Raw genomic sequence first — 19036 nt, 5'->3', positions numbered from 1 at the left:
GTCCTGTTATTTTTGTTTTTTGGGTGAAAAATTAATTTTTTGGTTATAATCATGAATGAATACAGTTGCGTAGCGGTTTCCTATGTGTTAATCTTTTTACAGAATTGGTTCATGACCCTTTGAGAGGAGGTGAATGGTGTGAATAAAACAGAATTAGTAAACTCTGTTGCTGAAGCTGCAGGTCTTTCTAAAAAAGACGCTTCTAAAGCAGTTGAAGCTGTATTTGATACAATTCAAGATGCTCTTGCAAAGGGTGACAAAGTACAATTAATTGGTTTTGGTAACTTTGAAGTACGTGAACGTGCGGCTCGTAAAGGTCGTAACCCACAAACTGGTAAAGAAATCGAAATCGCTGCTAGCAAGGTACCTGCTTTCAAACCAGGTAAAGCGCTTAAAGATGCTGTAAAATAATACACGTCTAGTAGTTACATAGAGCAGTCTTCATGTAAACGAACATGGAGGCTGCTCTTTTTAAATTCACTTTGAAAATTCGAGAAGGTACGGTAAATAAGTTTGGTACATAGAAAAATGCAAGAAACTAATATTTAAGCATTATAAATATCATATGCACAATTTATAAAATATGCTTCTCAATAGAAAGCATAAAGTGGCTATTTTGCTCATATATCGTTGAATTTCTTTTGAATCAAGTAAGTCGTTTTGCGCTTACCTTTTGGATATGCTACGATGCATAAAGAAATGTGTTATGTATAGATACGCAGGAGGTTTTTTACGGATGTCGAATGTTGATTTATTAAAAATAGAGGAAGCAGTAAAAATGATTTTAGAAGCGGTAGGTGAAGATGTAAATCGTGAAGGTTTACTGGATACACCGAAACGTGTAGCAAAAATGTATGCGGAAATGTTTAGTGGCTTACATGAAGACGCAAAAGATTATTTTAAAACAGTGTTTCATGAAGACCATGAGGAATTAGTACTTGTAAAGGATATTCCATTTTATTCGATGTGTGAGCACCATCTAGTGCCTTTTTACGGAAAAGCTCATGTCGCATACATACCAAACGATGGCATTGTTGCTGGACTAAGTAAATTAGGACGTGCAGTAGAAACGATTGCTCGTCGTCCGCAATTACAAGAACGTATTACTTCTTCAGTGGCTGATACAATTATGGAAATGCTCTCTCCTAAAGGTGTTTATGTAGTGATTGAGGCAGAACATATGTGCATGACTATGCGAGGACTTAAGAAGCCAGGATCTAAAACTGTGACATCGGTTGCACGCGGCATTTACGAAGAAGATGAAGTAAAACGTAGAGAAGTTTTATCATTTATTCAAATGTCTTAAATTGAATGTCTAAATATGATATGATGGACTAAGAATTTGTCGGATTTAAGGAGTGTACAGACTATGGCACAAGATTATATTGTTATTCAAGCAGAGGAAGATGGCGTACATGTAATCGGTTTAACGCGAGGTACAGATACAAAGTTCCATCATTCTGAAAAGTTAGATGCGGGCGAGGTTATGATTGCTCAATTTACTGAACATACATCTGCCATGAAAATTCGCGGGAAAGCACAGATTCATACAGCTCATGGTGTTATAAATAGCGAAGCTAAAAAGTAATAGAGATAAATTACATTCAGAAGTGCTTTATGAATGGTCTTGTGTCCATGCAAATTAGTGATGGCACATATAAATCGACTAGATGTGTAAAACTTAGTAATGTTTTCACTCCGATTTTAACTTCTTTCAGCGGGTGTCCAAACATACCTGTCGCTACGCTTTCGGTACAAAAGACATCTGTACCTGTCGCTACGCTTTCGGTACAAAAGACATCTGTACCTGTCGCTACGCTTTCGGTACAAAAGACATCTGCTGAAATAGCGGAACTCAGTCTAAGAACGCCACGTCCTGTGGCAATTTATCTGTGCGAAAGCGAAGCGACAGCAACACGGTTTTATCTGTGCGAAAGCGAAGCGACAGCAACATGGTTTTATCTGTGCGAAAGCGAAGCGGCAGCAACATGGTTTTATCTGTGCGAAAGCGAAGCGACAGCAACATGGTTTTATCTGTGCGAAAGCGAAGCGGCAGCAACAACAACACACGACTGAGTGACCAACATCGTGTTGGCCTAAAGCCTCCGGACGCAATTATGCCGAGGCATAATTGATAAGGCAGTTAGATTTCTTCCGTTTTCTAACGGGGAAGCTCTACTGCCTATCGTGTTGAATAAAGCAAAAATTTTATATTCCGAATCGTCGCGTATGCTATAATGACTCAGTAAGCAAGCGTTAGGTCATGAAGCGACTAACGTATTTGAAAGTGAAATGGAGTAAGGTCTATGAATGCAACATACATTCAAAATTCAATTGCACAATTAAAAACAGAGATTTTCATGGATGTTCGTCATAGAACTTTGCAAAAATACACAGGGGTGCCTGTGCTCGATGAAAATCAATTATTTTACTTGTTAGTTCCCTTTTTGAATGGTGAAGAGTGGCAACAAGAGGAAAGAGAAGCTGCAATCACTGTTGGAATTGTGTACGCAGCCTTAGCGGCGCACGATCATATAAAAGAATTAGATGCCACATCAAAAGAACAACAGCTAACCGTTTTAGCTGGAGACTTTTATAGTGGCCGTTATTATGAAATTTTAGCGATGTCGGGGAATGTCGCATTGATTCGAAATTTGTCGCAAGGAATTGTGGCACGTTGTGAACACCAAATTAAAGTATATGAGGCAGAAAAACGATCAATCGAACAATGGTTTGCCTCAATAAGTAATATTGAATCAGGTTTAATCTCAAAATTTTTTGAGCTCTATTCATTTAGTGATTATATTCCAATTATGGAGAAGAGCTTATTAATTTTGCGTTTAGAAAGAGAATGGGCGACATATCAACATGGGCATGCATCTTTAATGAGTAGGGTTCTTGAAGAAAGTGCGAGATATGTTGGAGTTACCTATAGCAACGTCATCCAGGACAAAGTTGTGCAATTAAAAACAGAGCTGTTACAGATATTAGAAGATGCATCGTTTTTACAAGGTGATGTGAAACAAGCTCTACAAGCACGTGTAGAGGCATCCATTGCTTCTACTAACGGATAAGAGAGGTTTTTCAAAATGGCTAAAACGAAAGAAGAGCACGTGCACGAAGTATTTGAAAGTATTTCGCAAAACTATGACAAAATGAATGGTGTTATTAGCTTCCAGATGCATGTTGGCTGGCGTAATGATACGATGAAGCGAATGGCAGTTAAACCTGGATCGAAGGCATTGGATGTTTGCTGTGGTACAGCAGATTGGACAATTGCCTTAGCTGAGGCAGTTGGTGAAGGTGGAGAAGTAAAGGGACTAGACTTCAGTAAAAACATGCTGAAGGTTGGCGAGCAAAAGGTAAAGTCATATCCACAAATTGAACTAATTCATGGAAATGCTATGGAATTACCTTTCCCTGACGATACATTTGATTTTGTAACGATTGGTTTTGGGCTTCGCAATGTACCAGATTATTTACAAGTTTTAAAGGAAATGAATCGTGTTGTAAAACCAGGTGGAATGGTTGTTTGCTTAGAAACATCTCAATCTGAAATTCCTGGCTATCGACAACTATTCCGTTTATATTTTAAATATATAATGCCGATATTTGGTAAAATATTTGCGAAAAGCTATAAAGAATATTCTTGGCTACAGGAATCAGCAAATGATTTCCCAGGTATGAAGAAGTTAGCGGCAATGTTTGAGCAAGCAGGTTTAGAAAAAGTAACGTACAAAGCATACAGTGGCGGTGCTGCGGCAATGCATATGGGCTTTAAAAAGATACGTTAACGGGGGAAGGTTTTCACACGTGGAAAAGATGAAGTTAAAACTACTCTATTCCGATTTGAAATCAGATATCGAAATCATTGAACACGAATTAGAAAAAGCAGTGAACTCTTCTTCATGTTTGATCAATGATGCTTCTCTCCATTTATTGCAAGCAGGTGGCAAACGGATACGACCGATTTTTGTGTTGCTTGGCGCGAAATTTGGCGAATATGATATCGAAAAGATGAAAGATGTAGCCGTGCCAGTAGAGCTTATTCATATGGCATCACTTGTGCATGATGATGTAATTGATGATTCCAATATGCGAAGAGGACGCCCGACTGTCAAATCACAATGGAATAATAGAGTTGCAATGTACACGGGCGATTTTATTTTTGCACGTGCACTTGAATATATTACAAAGCTTGAAGACCCATTAGTTCATCAAATTTTAGCACGTACAATGGTGGAAATTTGTAACGGTGAAGTCATTCAAATCGAAGATAAATTTAGATTAGATCAAGGTTTAAAGGATTATTTTAGACGAATTAAACGAAAAACGGCATTACTGATTTCTTCTAGTTGTGAACTTGGTGCAGTAGCAGCAGGTGTCGATCCCAAAACAGTGAGACATTTGAAACGCTTCGGCTATTTTGTAGGCATGAGTTTCCAAATTATCGATGATGTTTTAGATATTATGGCAACTGATAAAGAGTTAGGAAAGCCAGCAGGCAGTGATTTATTGCAAGGCAATATTACATTACCGATTTTATTGTTAAAAGATGATCCTGAGATGCAACCTTATTTAGTAAAAGTATTTGCAGGTACATTGACGGAAGCAGAACGTCAAAATATGCTACAGTATGTGCGTAAATCTGACGCGATTGAGCAAGCTAATAAAATGAGTGATAAGTATTTGAAAAAGGCATTACAGGAAATAGATGCTTTACCAAAACATCCCGTCAAAAAGAAACTACGTGATGTTGCTTTATTTATGGGCAAGCGTAAATTCTAGCTTTTTGTTGTACAAAGGCTCATTTTTTGTTAATATTTATCGGTAGGTGTAAAACCTGTTATACGAATTTAAGGAGTGTTTTAAACATGGCAATCGAAAAAACTTTTTTAATGGTTAAGCCTGATGGCGTACAACGTCAAGTAGTAGGAGATATCGTAGATCGTTTTGAGCGTCGCGGTTTTGTATTAAAAGGTGCTAAATTAATGGTAATTCCTACAGAATTAGCAGAAAAGCACTATGCAGAGCATGCAGAGCGTCCATTCTTTGGTGAATTAGTTGATTTCATCACTTCTGGTCCTGTATTCGCTATGGTATGGGAAGGCGAAAACGTAATTAAGCTTGCTCGTACTATGATGGGAGCAACTAAACCTGAAGATTCTAACCCAGGTACAATCCGTGGTGACTATGCAACAACTGTTTCTCACAACATCATTCACGGTTCTGATTCACTTGCTTCTGCTGAGCGTGAAATCGGCTTATTCTTCGGTGAAGATTTAGTTTAATTTCTTTCAGCACCAATTATGCCTCGGCATAATTGATTTAGTAATTAGATAAAGCAATCTCAATTCAATTTGAGATTGCTTTTTTTATGTTCTGAAAGGGCTTTATTAAAGCGACAAATAGAAACCTAGCACTTAAGAATAAAACCTATTAAAACAGTGGATAGAATTTTCTAGATACATATAGAATTGTTAAATACTTCTTAGTCATGTAAAATAAAAGATACAATATTCTGATAATTAGTGTTTTTGAATAGCTTAATTATCAAGAATATATTTCATAACATCTAAATACATTGGATGATAGGAAAAATGAGAATTCATAGTGCAAAGGGGTTATAAAAATGAGAGAAGTGGTGATTGTTTCGGCTGTTCGTACAGCAGTTGGCAGGAGTAAAGGGGCATTAAGCAATGTTAGACCAGATGACTTAGCGGCAGATGTCTTGCAAGAAGTGGTACAACGAGCAGGAATCAACAAGGATCAGGTAGAGGATGTTATTTTTGGCTGCGTGACGCAAACTGCTGAGCAGGGAGCGAATATAGCCCGTACTGCATTATTAATGGCAGGCTTTCCGGAAAGTGTCCCAGGTGTGACAATCGATCGTCAATGTGGCTCAAGTCAGCAGGCTGTCCATTTCGCAGCACAGGCTATTTTAGCAGGCGATATGGACATTGTTATTGCTGGTGGGGTTGAAAGCATGACGAGGGTGTCAATGGGGTCCAACATGAAGGGTGCCCATGCGGGTAAACGATTACAAGACAACCATACAATTATACATCAAGGGTTATCGGCCGAGAAAATAGCGGAAAAATGGAACCTATCAAAGGAACAGTTAAATAACTATGCTTACAATAGTCATAGAAGAGCATTGGCTGCAATTGAGGCGGGCCGTTTTAATGAGGAAATACTGCCTGTCCAAGTTACGCAAGAAGACGGTGCAGTTACAACGTTTTCTGTTGATGAGGGACCTCGGGTAGAAACGACAGTTGATAAATTAAATGGACTAAAAACCGTTTTCCAGGAAGATGGTGTGATAACAGCTGGTAACGCAAGTCAAATGAGTGATGGTGCCTCAGCTGTAGTGATTATGTCATTAGAAAAGGCACAGGAGCTTGGCATCCGACCGCTTGCTAAAATTGTTACAAGAGTTGTCGTTGGCTCAGATCCAACATTAATGCTAACTGGTCCAATTGAGGCAACTAGACAAGCGCTAGAACGTTCGGGTCTTACGATTGAGGAAATAGATACGTATGAAGTGAATGAGGCTTTTGCGCCAGTACCACTTGTTTGGTTGCATGAAATTGGAGCAGATCCAAATAAATTAAATCCAGATGGAGGTGCAATTGCTTTAGGGCATCCATTAGGAGCGACTGGTACAAAACTGTTAACAACGATGCTATACAGAATGGAACGGGAAAATTTACGTTATGGCTTACTTGCAATTTGTGAAGGTATGGGAATGGCGAATGCCACTATTATAGAAAAAATGTAAAAGGGGTTGCGTTTGATGAATGAAGTAATAGCAGTTGTAACTGGGGGAGCATCTGGTTTAGGAGAGGCGACTGTTCGTAAAATTGTTGCGGAGGGTGGCAAAGCAGTAATTTTTGATCTTAATGACGAGCGAGGGCATGCACTAGTAGAGGAGTTAGGGGAAAATGTCCAATATGCACGTGTGGATGTCACAAAGGAAGCTGATGTAGCGGCAGGGCTAGAACAAGCAGTAGCAAGATTTGGGTCTATTAACGTCACAGTGAATTGTGCTGGAATTGCGGATGCAAGTAAAGTACTTTCGAAGCGTGGTGTACATGCCCTTGATTTATTTCAAAAGGTGATTTCTGTAAATTTAATTGGTACTTTCAATGTTATTCGCCTAGCAGCTGAGAAGATGCAACATAATGAGCCAAACGAGGATGGTCAGCGTGGCGTTATTATCAATACAGCATCTGTGGCAGCATTTGATGGACAAATAGGACAAGCAGCATATAGCGCGTCAAAGGGTGGTGTCGCAGCGATGACGTTGCCTATTGCTCGAGAACTTGCTGAAATTGGTGTACGTGTTATGACAATTGCTCCAGGATTAGTAGAAACACCAATGTTTGCATCGTTACCAGAGCCAGCAAGAATAGCTCTTGCCCAAATGACTCCATTCCCTAAACGACTTGGGAAGCCATCAGAATACGCACTATTAGTCGAAAGTATTATCAAAAATGGTTTATTAAATGGTGAAGTAATCCGCTTGGACGGAGCGATTCGTATGCAGCCGAAATAGGGGGTAACTCGAAGGTGCTCGCCCACAACTAAATAAGCTAGACTGTACACAGAGCTTAGAGAATGAGCAAAGGCACTTTCCTGTGATTACGCCTTTGTGAGGCTCTGAAGTGAAATGGTACTTGTCTGCGAATAGCGAGCGGAAAAATCAACTTGTCTTATATGTAATTATTGGTAGCAGAAGTCAGCCTTGGACGATTCAAAAATTATATGAACGAAGGGGAGCGTTATTATGCATATGATGGATACACCTTTATTATTAACAAGTTTTTTGGATCGAGCAGAACGATTTTTCCATGCGAAAAAAATATATTCGCGGACAAGCCCTACAACAATTCATGAGCTTACTTATAAAGATTATGTAAAACGAACTCGTAAATTAGCAGATGCCCTTACAAAGCTTGGAATGGAGAGAGGCGTGAAGGTAGGTACTTTCGCTTGGAATCACCACCGCCATTTAGAAGCATATTTTGCAGTCCCATGCGCAGGAGCTGTGTTGCATATGATTAATATTCGATTAGCACCTGAGCATATTGCTTATGTCATTAATCATGCAGAAGATGAAATATTATTAATTGATGATAACTTAGTTCCGCTTATTGCACCAATTGTCTCACAGCTTAAATCAGTAAAGCATTTTATAGTACTGGGAGATGCTGTTGTGCTAGAAGACTTTCCATTACCGAATGCTCTGTCTTATGAGGCATTACTCGAAGAGGCGAATGATGATTTTAGATTCCCAGATGATTTAGATGAAAATACACCTGCTGGCATGTGCTACACAAGTGCAACTACAGGAATGCCAAAGGGTGTAGTATACACTCATCGTAGTATAGTTCTCCATAGTATAGCGGCAGGACTGTCCGATAGTATTGCTATAAGCGAAGCAGATGTTATACTGCCTGTCGTACCAATGTTCCATGCGAATGCGTGGGGATTCCCGTTTGCTGGTGTATTATTTGGTGCTACACAGGTGCTTCCTGGGCCAATGTTTACACCGCAGCTACTTCTTGATTTATTTGAAACATATAAGGTAACTTTGACCGCAGGCGTACCGACAATTTGGCTTGGAGTACTACAGGAGCAACGCAAAAATCCACGTAATTTGTCTTCATTACGTTTGATTGTATGTGGTGGTTCGGCATCACCGCTCGGCCTAGTTCGTGGCTTTGAAGAGGAGCTTAAAATTCCTTACATGACGGGCTACGGTATGACCGAGACGTCGCCACTTGTTAGCGTATCGACATATTTAACACATATGCATGATTATACAATGGATGAAAAAATGGATGTTCGTACTACGCAGGGTATAACAGTGCCACTCATTGAAACACGCGTAGTCAATGAAAATGGTGAAGTAACTTGGGATGGCAAAACAATGGGTGAATTGACAATTAGAGGCCCTTGGATTGCAGCAGAGTATTATAACGATGAACGAACAAAGGAAGCCTTTAAAGATGGCTGGCTCTACACGGGTGACATTGCTGTAGTGACTGTAGATGGTTATATTAAAATTACAGATCGTACAAAAGATTTAATTAAAAGCGGTGGAGAATGGATTTCTTCAGTAGAGCTTGAAAATGCTTTGATGTCACATCCTAAAGTGTTTGAGGCTGCTGTTATAGCAGTTCCCCATGTAAAATGGATTGAACGACCTCTAGCATGTGTTGTACCAAAGCCTGAATTTAAGGATTCGATTACAAAATCAGAGCTACTAGAAGAGTTAAAATCGCAATTCCATAAAACGTGGATTCCTGATGACGTTGTATTTTTAAATGAGATACCGAAAACCTCTGTAGGGAAATTTATGAAGGTAAAATTGCGAGAAGAGTTAAAAGATTATCAAGTAGAGGTTTAGGAGACTAAGACTTGAAGGTGGTAACTAACTGCCTTCATTTTTTGTTTGAAAAACTAGATATACAAAAATATAGTTCTTGATTACAAAGTATTGTTTGTAAGAAAAAAGTATATGGAGCGGAGGTGGGGCTCTCGGCCACATACGTGGAAAGGGTCCCATAGAATGGGATGTGTAGTCAAGTACATCTTTTGGTGAAAAACTAAAAATATCAATGAGAATATTTTAACTATATGGATAAAAGAAAAATGAAACTATTTACTCCATTTTACCGTATAATCATTATTAATGAGAGGATGTGGACGTATTGTCAATTGCGATAGTTGCAATTATTGGAGGAGTAATTATTTCTTTAGCAGGTATTTTTACAGATACACATACAAAAAAACAAAAACTTAAATTAAAGGCTATAGAGAAGGAAGTAGAGCTAGAGAAGCTAAGATTAGAAACGTATACGATGGAAACAGAAAAATTACGTCTAGAATTAGAGCAATCTAAAGTGTTATTATTAGAGGAAAAACAAAACTCAACTAAGTAACTTGGATTACATGTGAAAGACTATTTCAGGAATGGCACTTTTCCGCTATAATGGAAATACGACGCTAGAGGGGAAGAAGACCGCATGTCTGATTATGAACAGTTTATAGAAGGTATTAAGCGCAAAACCGGAATAGATTTAGCGCTATATAAAGAAGCGCAAATGAAAAGACGATTAACATCTCTGTATGAGAAAAAGGGATATCGTAATTTTGTGGACTTTCTAAAGGTACTTGAACAAGATCGTGATTTAATGAATGAGTTTTTAGATCGCATGACGATCAATGTTTCCGAATTTTATCGCAATGGGAAGCGGTGGGAAGTGTTACAGAAAAAAATATTTCCAAAATTACTGCAATCTAATAAACGTTTAAAAATTTGGAGTGCTGCTTGTTCAACGGGCGAAGAACCTTATTCTTTAGTCATGGTATTATCGCAATTAGTGCCATTATCTCAAATTCAAATCATCGCTACTGATCTAGATGAGAATGTCATTCAAAAGGCTAAATTAGGTGTCTATCCAGAGAGGTCATTAGCAGAAGTACCAAGTGATGTTAAAGCAAAGTATTTTGAGCAAGAAGGTTCCTTCTATAGAGTCAAAGATGAGATTAAACGTTGTGTGACCTTTAAGAAGCATAATTTACTTAATGATCATTACGATTCTAATTATGATTTAATTGTTTGCCGCAATGTTATGATTTATTTTACTGAAGAAGCAAAGGATCAGATTTATACGGATTTTAGTAAAGCATTGCGCAAGGATGGGGTTTTATTTGTTGGTTCAACAGAGCAAATCTTTAATCCATCTCGTTATGAGTTTGAAGTCGAGGATACATTCTTTTATAGACGAAAATAGTTAATAATACGAGAAAAGCATTCGTACAGTAGACAACATGAATGTCATGTACATATTTTAAAGACTTTAGATATAGATAAATCGTACGCTTTTCGCTTGTTATAAGCAAAAGCGTATTTTTTATTAGTTATTTCACAACACAGGGAAAGCAATAAGTTAGATAGGGAAATAAACTGCCCCCTGATAGTGAAGACTACCAATTAGTGGAGATGAAGACACTATCTTTTTTAAATAAATAGTTCAGAATATTCGAATTTAACAAAGTGCTCTAGATTAACATTAAAGGTACTTAAAAATAATAGTAGTTGCTGGGACAATTCGGAATTTACTAAAAATTAAAACGAGTCTTAAACGACATTTGCAAAAGGACTGTTTTTTTAAAGAATATATGTTATAGTGAAAAATACATACTTTAGCGAGTTGAAGGGAGAAAGTGTTTATGCGTTACTTAACAGCGGGAGAGTCACATGGCCCCCAATTAACAACAATTATTGAGGGCTTACCATCGCTCTTACCAATTACAGCAGAAAAAATTAACCACGATTTAAAACGTCGCCAAGGAGGACATGGACGCGGTCGCCGTATGCAAATCGAAACGGATACAGTGGAAATAGTCTCTGGTGTTCGTCATGGACAAACACTTGGTTCTCCCGTAGCACTTGTAGTCACAAATGATGACTGGAAGCACTGGACAAAAATTATGGGAGCAGAACCATTGGCAGAAGATGTGAATCCCGAAGAAATCAAACGTCAAATTTCACGTCCACGTCCAGGTCATGCAGATTTAGTGGGAGGTATGAAATACGGACACCGTGATTTACGTAATGTGTTAGAGCGTTCCTCTGCACGTGAAACAACTGTTCGTGTAGCAGTAGGTTCTGTTGCAAAAGCGCTTTTAAATGAATTAGGCATTTCCATAGTGTCACATGTAACAGAAATCATTGGTATTAAGGCAGACACTTCCATAGTGGAAGGAAAATCGGTAGATGAAATTCGCGCCATTGTTGAAGCGGATCCTTGCTATTGCGTTGACCCAGAGGCTTCTGCAAAAATGGTGGCGGCAATTGATGAAGCGAAAAAAGCGGGTGACTCAATTGGTGGTGTTGTTGAAGTCATCGTTGAAGGAATGCCAGCTGGTGTCGGTTCATATGTTCATTATGATCGTAAGCTAGATTCGAAATTAGCAGCTGCAATGTTATCTATCAATGCATTTAAAGGTGTTGAATTTGGAATAGGGTTTGAAATGGCACGCCGTAAAGGCTCTGAAGTACATGATGAAATCATTTGGTCAGAGGAAGAAGGGTATACACGTGCAACAAATCGACTTGGTGGTTTAGAAGGTGGAATGTCTACTGGAATGCCAATTGTCGTACGTGGTGTAATGAAACCAATCCCTACATTATATAAACCGTTACAAAGTGTTGATATTGAATCGAAAGAGCCATTTAAAGCTAGTGTAGAGCGCTCGGATAGCTGTGCAGTACCAGCAGCATCAGTCGTTGCTGAACACGTTATTGCCTGGGAAATAGCGAATGCAATATTGGAACAATTCCATAGCGATCAATTACCTCAACTAAAAGCTCAAATCGACGAACACCGTCGTTATACAAAGGGGTTCTAATTTATGCGAGTACCAGTAGCGACAAAATCGCATCAATATGAAGTTGTTCTTGGTCATAATTTTTTAGCAGAAGCAGTAAAAGCATTTGATGATAAGCTTCAAAAAGCTGATAAGCTCATTGTGTTTACGGATGCTAATGTGTGGGCAGCGCAAGGAGATTATTTCAAGGCTAATTTCCCTTATCATTTTGAGGTTTTTGTCTTACCAGGTGGTGAGGCATGTAAAACCTTCGAACAATATAATGTAGCACAAACATTTTTACTGGAACAAAAATGCTCACGTAAATCATTTATTTTTGCATTTGGTGGGGGTGCTGTAGGTGATTTAACAGGCTTTGTTGCAGCCACTTATATGCGTGGGGTGCCATTCATTCAAATCCCAACGACGATTTTAGCACATGACTCAGCAGTAGGCGGTAAAACAGCTATTAACCATCCACTAGGTAAGAATATGATTGGTGCGTTTTATCAGCCTGAGGGAGTTATTTACGATACAATATTTATCGAAAGTTTATCTGAGCGCGAGGTACGTTCAGGAACGGCAGAAGTGATCAAGCATGCGATGATTTCTAATGCAGCGTGGTTAGAGGAATTAATGGCTGCAGAGACAGTTATTCATTTCAGTACAGAAGAATTAGCGAAGCAGCTTAGAAAAGGAATTGAAGTGAAAGCGCAAATTGTAGCTGAGGACGAAACCGAGCAATCCGTGCGAAAATTTTTAAACTTAGGTCATACTTATGGGCATGCTATAGAAGCGGCTGCTGGTTATGGAAAAGTAGCGCATGGTGAGGCTGTAATGATTGGACTTGTATACTGCTTATTATTAAGTGAACGATACGGTGAATTTGATCGTAACTTCACTACAGCATTTTTGCAATTTGCAGTAAAGAATGGCTATCCATTTGAAGCTGTGAAAGAGTATTCCTTTGAACAGTTAACAGAGTATTTAATGAAAGATAAAAAAGCGGAGTATGGTATTTTACAATTTGTGTTGTTGGATAAAATTGGTAAACCCTTCGTGCAACCAATTGATTTAGCGGAGTGCAGAGAAGTAGATGCCGAATTCCGACAGCTATTAGCGGAGGTGCTTGTATGATTCGTGGACTTAGAGGAGCAATTACAATTGAATCTGACAAGCCAGAGCTTGTGTGGGATGAAACAGCAAGATTAGTGAGTGAAGTAGTAGCAGCTAATAATGTGGAAGTAGATGATATTGCTTCCATACTAATATCCACAACACCGGATATTACGTCAGCTTTTCCGGCACGTGCTGTACGGTTAATGGATGGGTGGCAATATGTACCTGTCATGTGTACACATGAAATGGATGTGCCGAACGCATTGCCACTTTGTATTCGTGTATTAATACATGCGAATGTGGAAGTGGCACAAAAGGATGTAAAACACTTGTATCTTAATGATGCAGTGAAATTAAGACCAGATTTAGCCCAAGCTAAATAATTAGAGGAGATGTTTAAGATGAAATGGAAACAGCAATTGGACGATATGCATGCATACAAGCCTGGTAAACCAATTGAAGAAGTACAACGTGAATATGGCTTACAAGAAGTTGTAAAATTAGCATCTAATGAAAACCCATTTGGGTGCTCACCTAAGGTAACTGCTTATTTACAAAATAGTTCAGTAAATCATGCTATCTATCCAGACGGCTATGCGCAAAATTTACGTACGGCTGTTGCAGATCATCTAGGTGTCAAAGAAACACAACTTCTTTTTGGGAACGGCTCCGACGATATCATTGCAATTATTACTCGTGCGTTGTTGTATCCAGGTGTAAACACAGTCATGGCAGACCCATCCTTCTCTCAATACTGGCACAATGCTGAAATTGAAGGCGCAGAGGTACGTAGAGTCCCTTGTATCGAAGGTGCACATGATCTAGATAAAATGGTGGCGGCAATTGATGATAACACATCGATCGTTTGGGTTTGTAGTCCAAATAATCCAACAGGTGTTATAATACCTGATGTTGAATTGCGTGCATTTTTAGCTAAGTTACCGAGTGACGTGCTAGTAGTATTAGATGAAGCGTATATCGAATACGTAACGCATCCTGGTCATAAAGATACTCTACCTTTAATTAACGAGTTTCCAAATGTACTATTAATGCGTACATTCTCAAAAGCATATGGTCTTGCTTCTTTCCGAGTTGGCTATGCAATTGGGCAACCAGAAGTAATTGCTAAGCTTGATCCAGTAAGAGCGCCATTTAATAATACAATTTTAAGTCAAGCAGTTGCGGCAATTGCTTTAAGTGATCAAGAATATATAACAGCTTGCCGTGAAGCAAATGAAAAAGGTAAAAAACAATATATTGAATTCTGTGAAAAACATAATTTGAAATACTTCCCTTCTGATACGAACTTTATTTTCTTTAATACGAATACTGATAGTGATGTTGTTTTCAATGAGCTAATGAAACGAGGCTTTATAATCCGTAGTGGAAATGCGTTAGGATTACCTGGGTTTATCCGCGTGACAATCGGAACTGAGGCTCAAAATGAAGCATTGTTAGGTCACCTTGAAAACGTCCTAAAAGAGCAAGGAGTTTTTGCATGACGACGCGCAAAGTGCTCGTTATTGGGCTAGGCCTAATTGGTGGCTCGATTGCCTTGGCATTACAAAAGGCACCAGAAACAAAAATTATTGGCTATGATATGGATGGGAAAACACGTGAACATGCGAAAACGTTAAATATTGTTCATGATATTGCGACAGATCCAAAAGAAGTTGCGGCCGACGTAGATGTTATCATTTTTGGAACGCCCGTCAACGCAACACTTGAATGGATGGAACAATTAAAAACATGGCCGTTAAAAAATAAAGTAATCGTAACAGATACAGGAAGTACTAAAAAAATGATTATGCAAAAGGCTGGGGAACTACGTGAATTAGGCATTACCTTTATTGGAGGACATCCAATGGCAGGCTCACATAAAAGTGGTGTTTTAGCTGCAAAGGCTCACCTTTTTGAAAATGCGTATTATATGCTTACACCGCTTGCCGGTGAAGAAATTGTCAATATGGCACAGCTTGAAAGTTTATTAAAATTTACACATGCAAAAGTTGTAAGTGTATCTGCTCGTGAGCATGATCATATGACAGCTGTAGTTAGTCACTTTCCGCATGTAGTTGCTGCTTCTCTAGTGCATCAGTTGGGCGGAGAAAATGGGGAATATCCGATGACGCGCTCACTTGCTGCAGGGGGCTTCCGTGATGTAACGCGTATTGCATCGTCCAATCCAATTTTATGGCGAGATATTACATTACAGAATCGCCATGAACTTATTGCACAGCTAGAAGGCTGGGAAAAGGAAATGAGTCGTGTTAAGGAGCTACTTTTAAATGGTAGCTCAGATGACATTGAAACATACTTTTCAGTTGCCAAAGAGCTAAGAGATGAATTACCGATTAGTGCAGGAGCAATGTTCACATCATTTGACTTATATGTTGATGTTCCGGACTATCCGGGGGTTATTTCTGAGGTGACAGGCTTACTTGCAGACGAAGCGATTAGTATTACGAATTTACGTATCGTAGAGTCACGAGAAGACGTTTTCGGGATTCTTGTTATTAGCTTACAAAGCGAAAGTGACCGTGAACGTGCAGCAGCGTGTATACAAAAACGTGCTAATTATGAAACCTATATTTCATAGGCGGCCTAGGAAATCTTAATAGGAAATGCTAGTTTAAAAGAAAGCGTCGGAATTACGGCGCTTTCTATCTTCATATTGGAGGGAAGAAAACGATGAGTGAAAAAATATTACAATATAATAAACCTTCCTTACAAGGGACTTTAACGATTCCTGGTGACAAATCTGTTTCTCACCGTTCGGTTATGTTTGGAGCTATTGCAACGGGTAAAACGACAGTTGACGGCTTTTTATTAGGTGAGGATTGCTTGAGTACAATTGATTGCTTCCGCAAGCTCGGTGTGAAAATTAACGTAGAAGGAACAAATGTATCTATCGACAGCCCAGGTATAGAGGGGTGGCAAGAGCCTACAGAGGTACTATACACAGGAAACTCTGGCACGACGACACGCTTAATGCTAGGGATTCTAGCTGGATCTAAAGTACATTCAGTAATGACAGGGGATGCGTCAATTGGAAAGCGACCGATGCGCCGTGTTATTGATCCGTTACGTCAGATGGGTGCTCAAATTACCGGAAGGGCAGATGGGCAATATACGCCATTAGCCATTCAAGGTACAGCATTACAAGCTATTGATTACCACATGCCTGTTGCGAGTGCACAGGTGAAGTCAGCTGTATTACTGGCAGGCTTACGTGCTGAAGGTACGACAATTGTGCGAGAAATTGAAGTATCCCGAGATCATACTGAGAGAATGCTACGCCAATTCGGTGCACAGGTTGATGAGATGGATGGTGTTATTTCACTAAAAGGAGGGCAAACATTAACAGGGACGCATGTTTCTGTACCAGGTGATATTTCATCTGCGGCCTTTTTCTTAGTAGCAGGAGCTATCTGTGAGGATAGTAAAATAACGCTAGAAAATGTCGGAATTAATCCAACACGAGATGGTATCATCGAAGTGCTTCATAATATGGGTGCATCGATAACAGTTATGCCGAATGAAGATAGCCAATCAGAGCCGACAGCAACAATTACAATCGAAACTTCAACATTAGAAGGAACTACAATTGAGGGAGATATTATTCCTCGTCTTATCGATGAAATCCCGATCCTTGCTTTGTTAGCAACGCAGGCAAACGGCAAAACTATTATTAAGGATGCCGAGGAGTTAAAAGTGAAGGAAACAGACCGGATAACGGCTGTAGTGGATGAATTGAAAAAAATAGGTGCTCATATTGAAGCGACTGAGGATGGAATGATTATTGAAGGACCAACTCCATTACGTGGTGCTAGCCTTCAAACCTATGGTGACCATCGTATAGGAATGATGGGTGCTGTAGCAGCACTAATAACAGATGGTACTGTAACGTTAGATGACGCAGAATGTATTGCGGTTTCTTACCCATCGTTCTTCGAGCATATTGAGGAAGTAAAGTAAAAGCTTATCTTCATTCAGTAAATGTTTTTGTATGGAAAGTGAAACGTCAGCAACATGGTTTTATCTGTGCGAAAGCGAAGCGACAGCAACAATACGGTTTTATCTGTGCGAAAGCGAAGCGACAGCACAAAAACAACAACACACGATCAGAGTGACCAACATCAATTAAGCCAATGCGAATTGATGCTAAACTCTCCAAATCATTTGGGGAGTTTTTTCTTGTTTCGAAAGAAAATGTTTTGTAGCATAAAGGTATTAATGAAAGAATAGGTGAATGACTGTGAACAATGCGATGACTGAAATGATGCAAGCACTTGAACAAGGGGACTTAGCATTAATTGAACAGCTACTTGAAACATTTTTAACAAAGGAGTTACCTGAGGAAATTTATACGCTAGCAGAAATCTTTATGCAGTATGGGTATATGAAGGAAGCTGACCGTGTACTGGAGCATTTACAATTTTTATTCCCAGAAGAGGCACAGTTGAAAATTGATCGTGCAAACGTCTTAATGGAATTAGGCGCTGAAGATGAAGCGTTAGATTTTTTATTAGAAATAGAGGAGACATCTCCAGAATACCCTCAAGCATTATTAGTATTAGCGGATTATTATCAAATGCAGGGATTATTTGAAGTAGCAGAAATGCGAATCAATGAGGCGCTATCTATATTACCAGAGGAGCCATTATTACAATTTGCTAAAGCGGAGCTTTTATTTGAAACTGGTCGTTTTTTAGAGGCTGCGAGACTATATGAAGAATTGTATGAACAACAAGTTGCATTTGCTGGAGTAAGTCTTGTTGAACGACTTGCTGAAGTGTATCGTGCAGGAGCTGCCTATGAAACGGCCTTAGATTACTATTTAAAAGCTCTTGATGATGAAGTGAAGCCAGATGTTTTATTTGGTGCAGCGTATTCAGCCTTTCAATCACAAAAATACGAAATGGCGATTAAACAATTAGAGGAATTAAAAGAATTGGACCCTGATTATTTCTCTGCCTATTTATTGCTTGCTGAAAGCTATGCAATGACGGAGGACAATAAAAAAGCATACGCTGCCATTCTAGAAGGATTAAAGCGTGACGAATACGATAAGTCCTTATTCTTATTCGCTGGAAAAATGGCTTTAAAAACTGGTTTGCCAGCTGAGGGCGAGCAGCATCTACGTGAAGCCATTGCTTTAGATCCTGAATACATGGAAGCGGTATTAGCATTGATCTCTGTGTTGGAACAGCAAGAGCGTCATGAGGATGTAATAGAATTATTTGAAACGTTACAAAAAAATGATTTTGAATGGAGCACCTTATACCCATTTGCTGCGGTTGCATATGAAAATTTAGAATTGTACGACCGTGCATACGAATTTTACCATTTGGCATATAATGATTTTAAGGAAGACGCAGCATTTTTAGAAAAATATGTTTACTTCTTATTAGAGGAAGGAAAGCGTTTAGAAGCTAAAGAAGTACTCGGTCAATTAATAACTATTCAGCCGGGTGAACTAGAGTGGCAAGAGAAGTTAGAAACCTTAGAATTTGAGTAAAGGAGGGAGTGG

At 39.1% G+C, this 19036-nt stretch carries 20 protein-coding genes; all 20 read left to right on the top strand.

The window, feature by feature from the left end; genetic code table 11:
• Window positions 1-138: 138 nt before the first annotated feature.
• Window positions 139-411, top strand: coding sequence for an HU family DNA-binding protein (locus tag ACQKMV_RS09220; protein WP_004232618.1), 273 nt, complete (start codon window positions 139-141; stop codon window positions 409-411).
• Between the two features lie 325 nt (window positions 412-736).
• A complete protein-coding gene (gene folE / locus ACQKMV_RS09215) occupies window positions 737-1306 on the top strand; it encodes a GTP cyclohydrolase I FolE (RefSeq protein ID WP_285394784.1) in 570 nt (189 codons plus the stop codon).
• A gap of 63 nt (window positions 1307-1369) precedes the next feature.
• The gene (gene mtrB / locus ACQKMV_RS09210; protein ID WP_049666799.1) at window positions 1370-1588 is read left to right on the top strand and encodes a trp RNA-binding attenuation protein MtrB; all 219 of its coding nucleotides are present in this window, start codon (window positions 1370-1372) and stop codon (window positions 1586-1588) included.
• A gap of 29 nt (window positions 1589-1617) precedes the next feature.
• On the top strand, window positions 1618-2076 hold the full coding sequence (locus tag ACQKMV_RS09205; RefSeq protein WP_427503531.1) for a hypothetical protein: 459 nt from the start codon (window positions 1618-1620) through the stop codon (window positions 2074-2076).
• A 230-nt stretch (window positions 2077-2306) separates the two neighbouring features.
• A complete protein-coding gene (locus ACQKMV_RS09200; RefSeq protein WP_427503530.1) occupies window positions 2307-3074 on the top strand; it encodes a heptaprenyl diphosphate synthase component 1 in 768 nt (255 codons plus the stop codon).
• A gap of 15 nt (window positions 3075-3089) precedes the next feature.
• A complete protein-coding gene (locus ACQKMV_RS09195; protein WP_427503529.1) occupies window positions 3090-3794 on the top strand; it encodes a demethylmenaquinone methyltransferase in 705 nt (234 codons plus the stop codon).
• Window positions 3795-3813: 19 nt separating this feature from the next.
• The gene (hepT, locus tag ACQKMV_RS09190) at window positions 3814-4788 is read left to right on the top strand and encodes a heptaprenyl diphosphate synthase component II (RefSeq protein WP_427424658.1); all 975 of its coding nucleotides are present in this window, start codon (window positions 3814-3816) and stop codon (window positions 4786-4788) included.
• An 86-nt stretch (window positions 4789-4874) separates the two neighbouring features.
• Entirely contained in the window at window positions 4875-5291 is a 417-nt protein-coding gene (gene ndk / locus ACQKMV_RS09185) for a nucleoside-diphosphate kinase (protein ID WP_427503528.1), read from the top strand.
• Between the two features lie 341 nt (window positions 5292-5632).
• The gene (locus ACQKMV_RS09180; RefSeq protein WP_427503527.1) at window positions 5633-6781 is read left to right on the top strand and encodes a thiolase family protein; all 1149 of its coding nucleotides are present in this window, start codon (window positions 5633-5635) and stop codon (window positions 6779-6781) included.
• Window positions 6782-6796: 15 nt separating this feature from the next.
• On the top strand, window positions 6797-7558 hold the full coding sequence (locus ACQKMV_RS09175; protein WP_427503525.1) for a 3-hydroxyacyl-CoA dehydrogenase: 762 nt from the start codon (window positions 6797-6799) through the stop codon (window positions 7556-7558).
• Between the two features lie 231 nt (window positions 7559-7789).
• Window positions 7790-9415, top strand: a complete 1626-nt coding sequence (locus ACQKMV_RS09170) for a long-chain fatty acid--CoA ligase (protein ID WP_427503524.1) — start codon at window positions 7790-7792, stop codon at window positions 9413-9415.
• Between the two features lie 304 nt (window positions 9416-9719).
• A complete protein-coding gene (locus ACQKMV_RS09165) occupies window positions 9720-9950 on the top strand; it encodes a hypothetical protein (RefSeq protein ID WP_427503523.1) in 231 nt (76 codons plus the stop codon).
• Between the two features lie 84 nt (window positions 9951-10034).
• Window positions 10035-10805, top strand: a complete 771-nt coding sequence (locus tag ACQKMV_RS09160; protein ID WP_427503522.1) for a CheR family methyltransferase — start codon at window positions 10035-10037, stop codon at window positions 10803-10805.
• A gap of 439 nt (window positions 10806-11244) precedes the next feature.
• Complete coding sequence (gene aroC, locus ACQKMV_RS09155; RefSeq protein WP_427503521.1) at window positions 11245-12426, top strand: chorismate synthase; 1182 nt, start codon at window positions 11245-11247, stop codon at window positions 12424-12426.
• Window positions 12427-12429: 3 nt separating this feature from the next.
• Window positions 12430-13521 (top strand): 3-dehydroquinate synthase, encoded by a 1092-nt coding sequence (gene aroB, locus ACQKMV_RS09150; RefSeq protein ID WP_427503519.1) that lies wholly within the window; start codon window positions 12430-12432, stop codon window positions 13519-13521.
• Window positions 13518-13886 (top strand): chorismate mutase, encoded by a 369-nt coding sequence (aroH, locus tag ACQKMV_RS09145; RefSeq protein ID WP_323649260.1) that lies wholly within the window; start codon window positions 13518-13520, stop codon window positions 13884-13886. The genes aroB and aroH overlap by 4 nt, the downstream gene beginning before the upstream one ends.
• Window positions 13887-13904: 18 nt before the next feature.
• Window positions 13905-15005 (top strand): histidinol-phosphate transaminase, encoded by a 1101-nt coding sequence (gene hisC, locus ACQKMV_RS09140; RefSeq protein WP_427503518.1) that lies wholly within the window; start codon window positions 13905-13907, stop codon window positions 15003-15005.
• Window positions 15002-16102, top strand: a complete 1101-nt coding sequence (locus tag ACQKMV_RS09135) for a prephenate dehydrogenase (RefSeq protein ID WP_427503517.1) — start codon at window positions 15002-15004, stop codon at window positions 16100-16102. The genes hisC and ACQKMV_RS09135 overlap by 4 nt, the downstream gene beginning before the upstream one ends.
• Before the next feature lie 92 nt (window positions 16103-16194).
• Complete coding sequence (aroA, locus tag ACQKMV_RS09130) at window positions 16195-17481, top strand: 3-phosphoshikimate 1-carboxyvinyltransferase (RefSeq protein WP_427503516.1); 1287 nt, start codon at window positions 16195-16197, stop codon at window positions 17479-17481.
• A 274-nt stretch (window positions 17482-17755) separates the two neighbouring features.
• The gene (locus ACQKMV_RS09125; protein ID WP_427503515.1) at window positions 17756-19024 is read left to right on the top strand and encodes a tetratricopeptide repeat protein; all 1269 of its coding nucleotides are present in this window, start codon (window positions 17756-17758) and stop codon (window positions 19022-19024) included.
• Window positions 19025-19036: the final 12 nt, after the last annotated feature.

The organism is Lysinibacillus sp. NPDC094403, assembly GCF_050278745.1.
In the GTDB taxonomy this organism is placed as follows: Bacteria; Bacillota; Bacilli; order Bacillales_A; family Planococcaceae; genus Lysinibacillus.
The sequence above is the reverse complement of the archived record's forward strand: the minus strand, read 5'-3'. Positions and strand labels throughout refer to the sequence as shown.

Coding starts and splice junctions, on each gene's coding strand:
- folE (WP_285394784.1), top strand. CDS start 737: ATGTCGAATGTTGATTTATTAAAAATAGAGGAAGCAGTAAAAATGATT.
- mtrB (WP_049666799.1), top strand. CDS start 1,370: ATGGCACAAGATTATATTGTTATTCAAGCAGAGGAAGATGGCGTACAT.
- ACQKMV_RS09205 (WP_427503531.1), top strand. CDS start 1,618: ATGAATGGTCTTGTGTCCATGCAAATTAGTGATGGCACATATAAATCG.
- ACQKMV_RS09200 (WP_427503530.1), top strand. CDS start 2,307: ATGAATGCAACATACATTCAAAATTCAATTGCACAATTAAAAACAGAG.
- ACQKMV_RS09195 (WP_427503529.1), top strand. CDS start 3,090: ATGGCTAAAACGAAAGAAGAGCACGTGCACGAAGTATTTGAAAGTATT.
- ndk (WP_427503528.1), top strand. CDS start 4,875: ATGGCAATCGAAAAAACTTTTTTAATGGTTAAGCCTGATGGCGTACAA.
- ACQKMV_RS09180 (WP_427503527.1), top strand. CDS start 5,633: ATGAGAGAAGTGGTGATTGTTTCGGCTGTTCGTACAGCAGTTGGCAGG.
- ACQKMV_RS09175 (WP_427503525.1), top strand. CDS start 6,797: ATGAATGAAGTAATAGCAGTTGTAACTGGGGGAGCATCTGGTTTAGGA.
- ACQKMV_RS09170 (WP_427503524.1), top strand. CDS start 7,790: ATGCATATGATGGATACACCTTTATTATTAACAAGTTTTTTGGATCGA.
- ACQKMV_RS09160 (WP_427503522.1), top strand. CDS start 10,035: ATGTCTGATTATGAACAGTTTATAGAAGGTATTAAGCGCAAAACCGGA.
- aroC (WP_427503521.1), top strand. CDS start 11,245: ATGCGTTACTTAACAGCGGGAGAGTCACATGGCCCCCAATTAACAACA.
- aroB (WP_427503519.1), top strand. CDS start 12,430: ATGCGAGTACCAGTAGCGACAAAATCGCATCAATATGAAGTTGTTCTT.
- aroH (WP_323649260.1), top strand. CDS start 13,518: ATGATTCGTGGACTTAGAGGAGCAATTACAATTGAATCTGACAAGCCA.
- hisC (WP_427503518.1), top strand. CDS start 13,905: ATGAAATGGAAACAGCAATTGGACGATATGCATGCATACAAGCCTGGT.
- ACQKMV_RS09135 (WP_427503517.1), top strand. CDS start 15,002: ATGACGACGCGCAAAGTGCTCGTTATTGGGCTAGGCCTAATTGGTGGC.
- aroA (WP_427503516.1), top strand. CDS start 16,195: ATGAGTGAAAAAATATTACAATATAATAAACCTTCCTTACAAGGGACT.
- ACQKMV_RS09125 (WP_427503515.1), top strand. CDS start 17,756: ATGACTGTGAACAATGCGATGACTGAAATGATGCAAGCACTTGAACAA.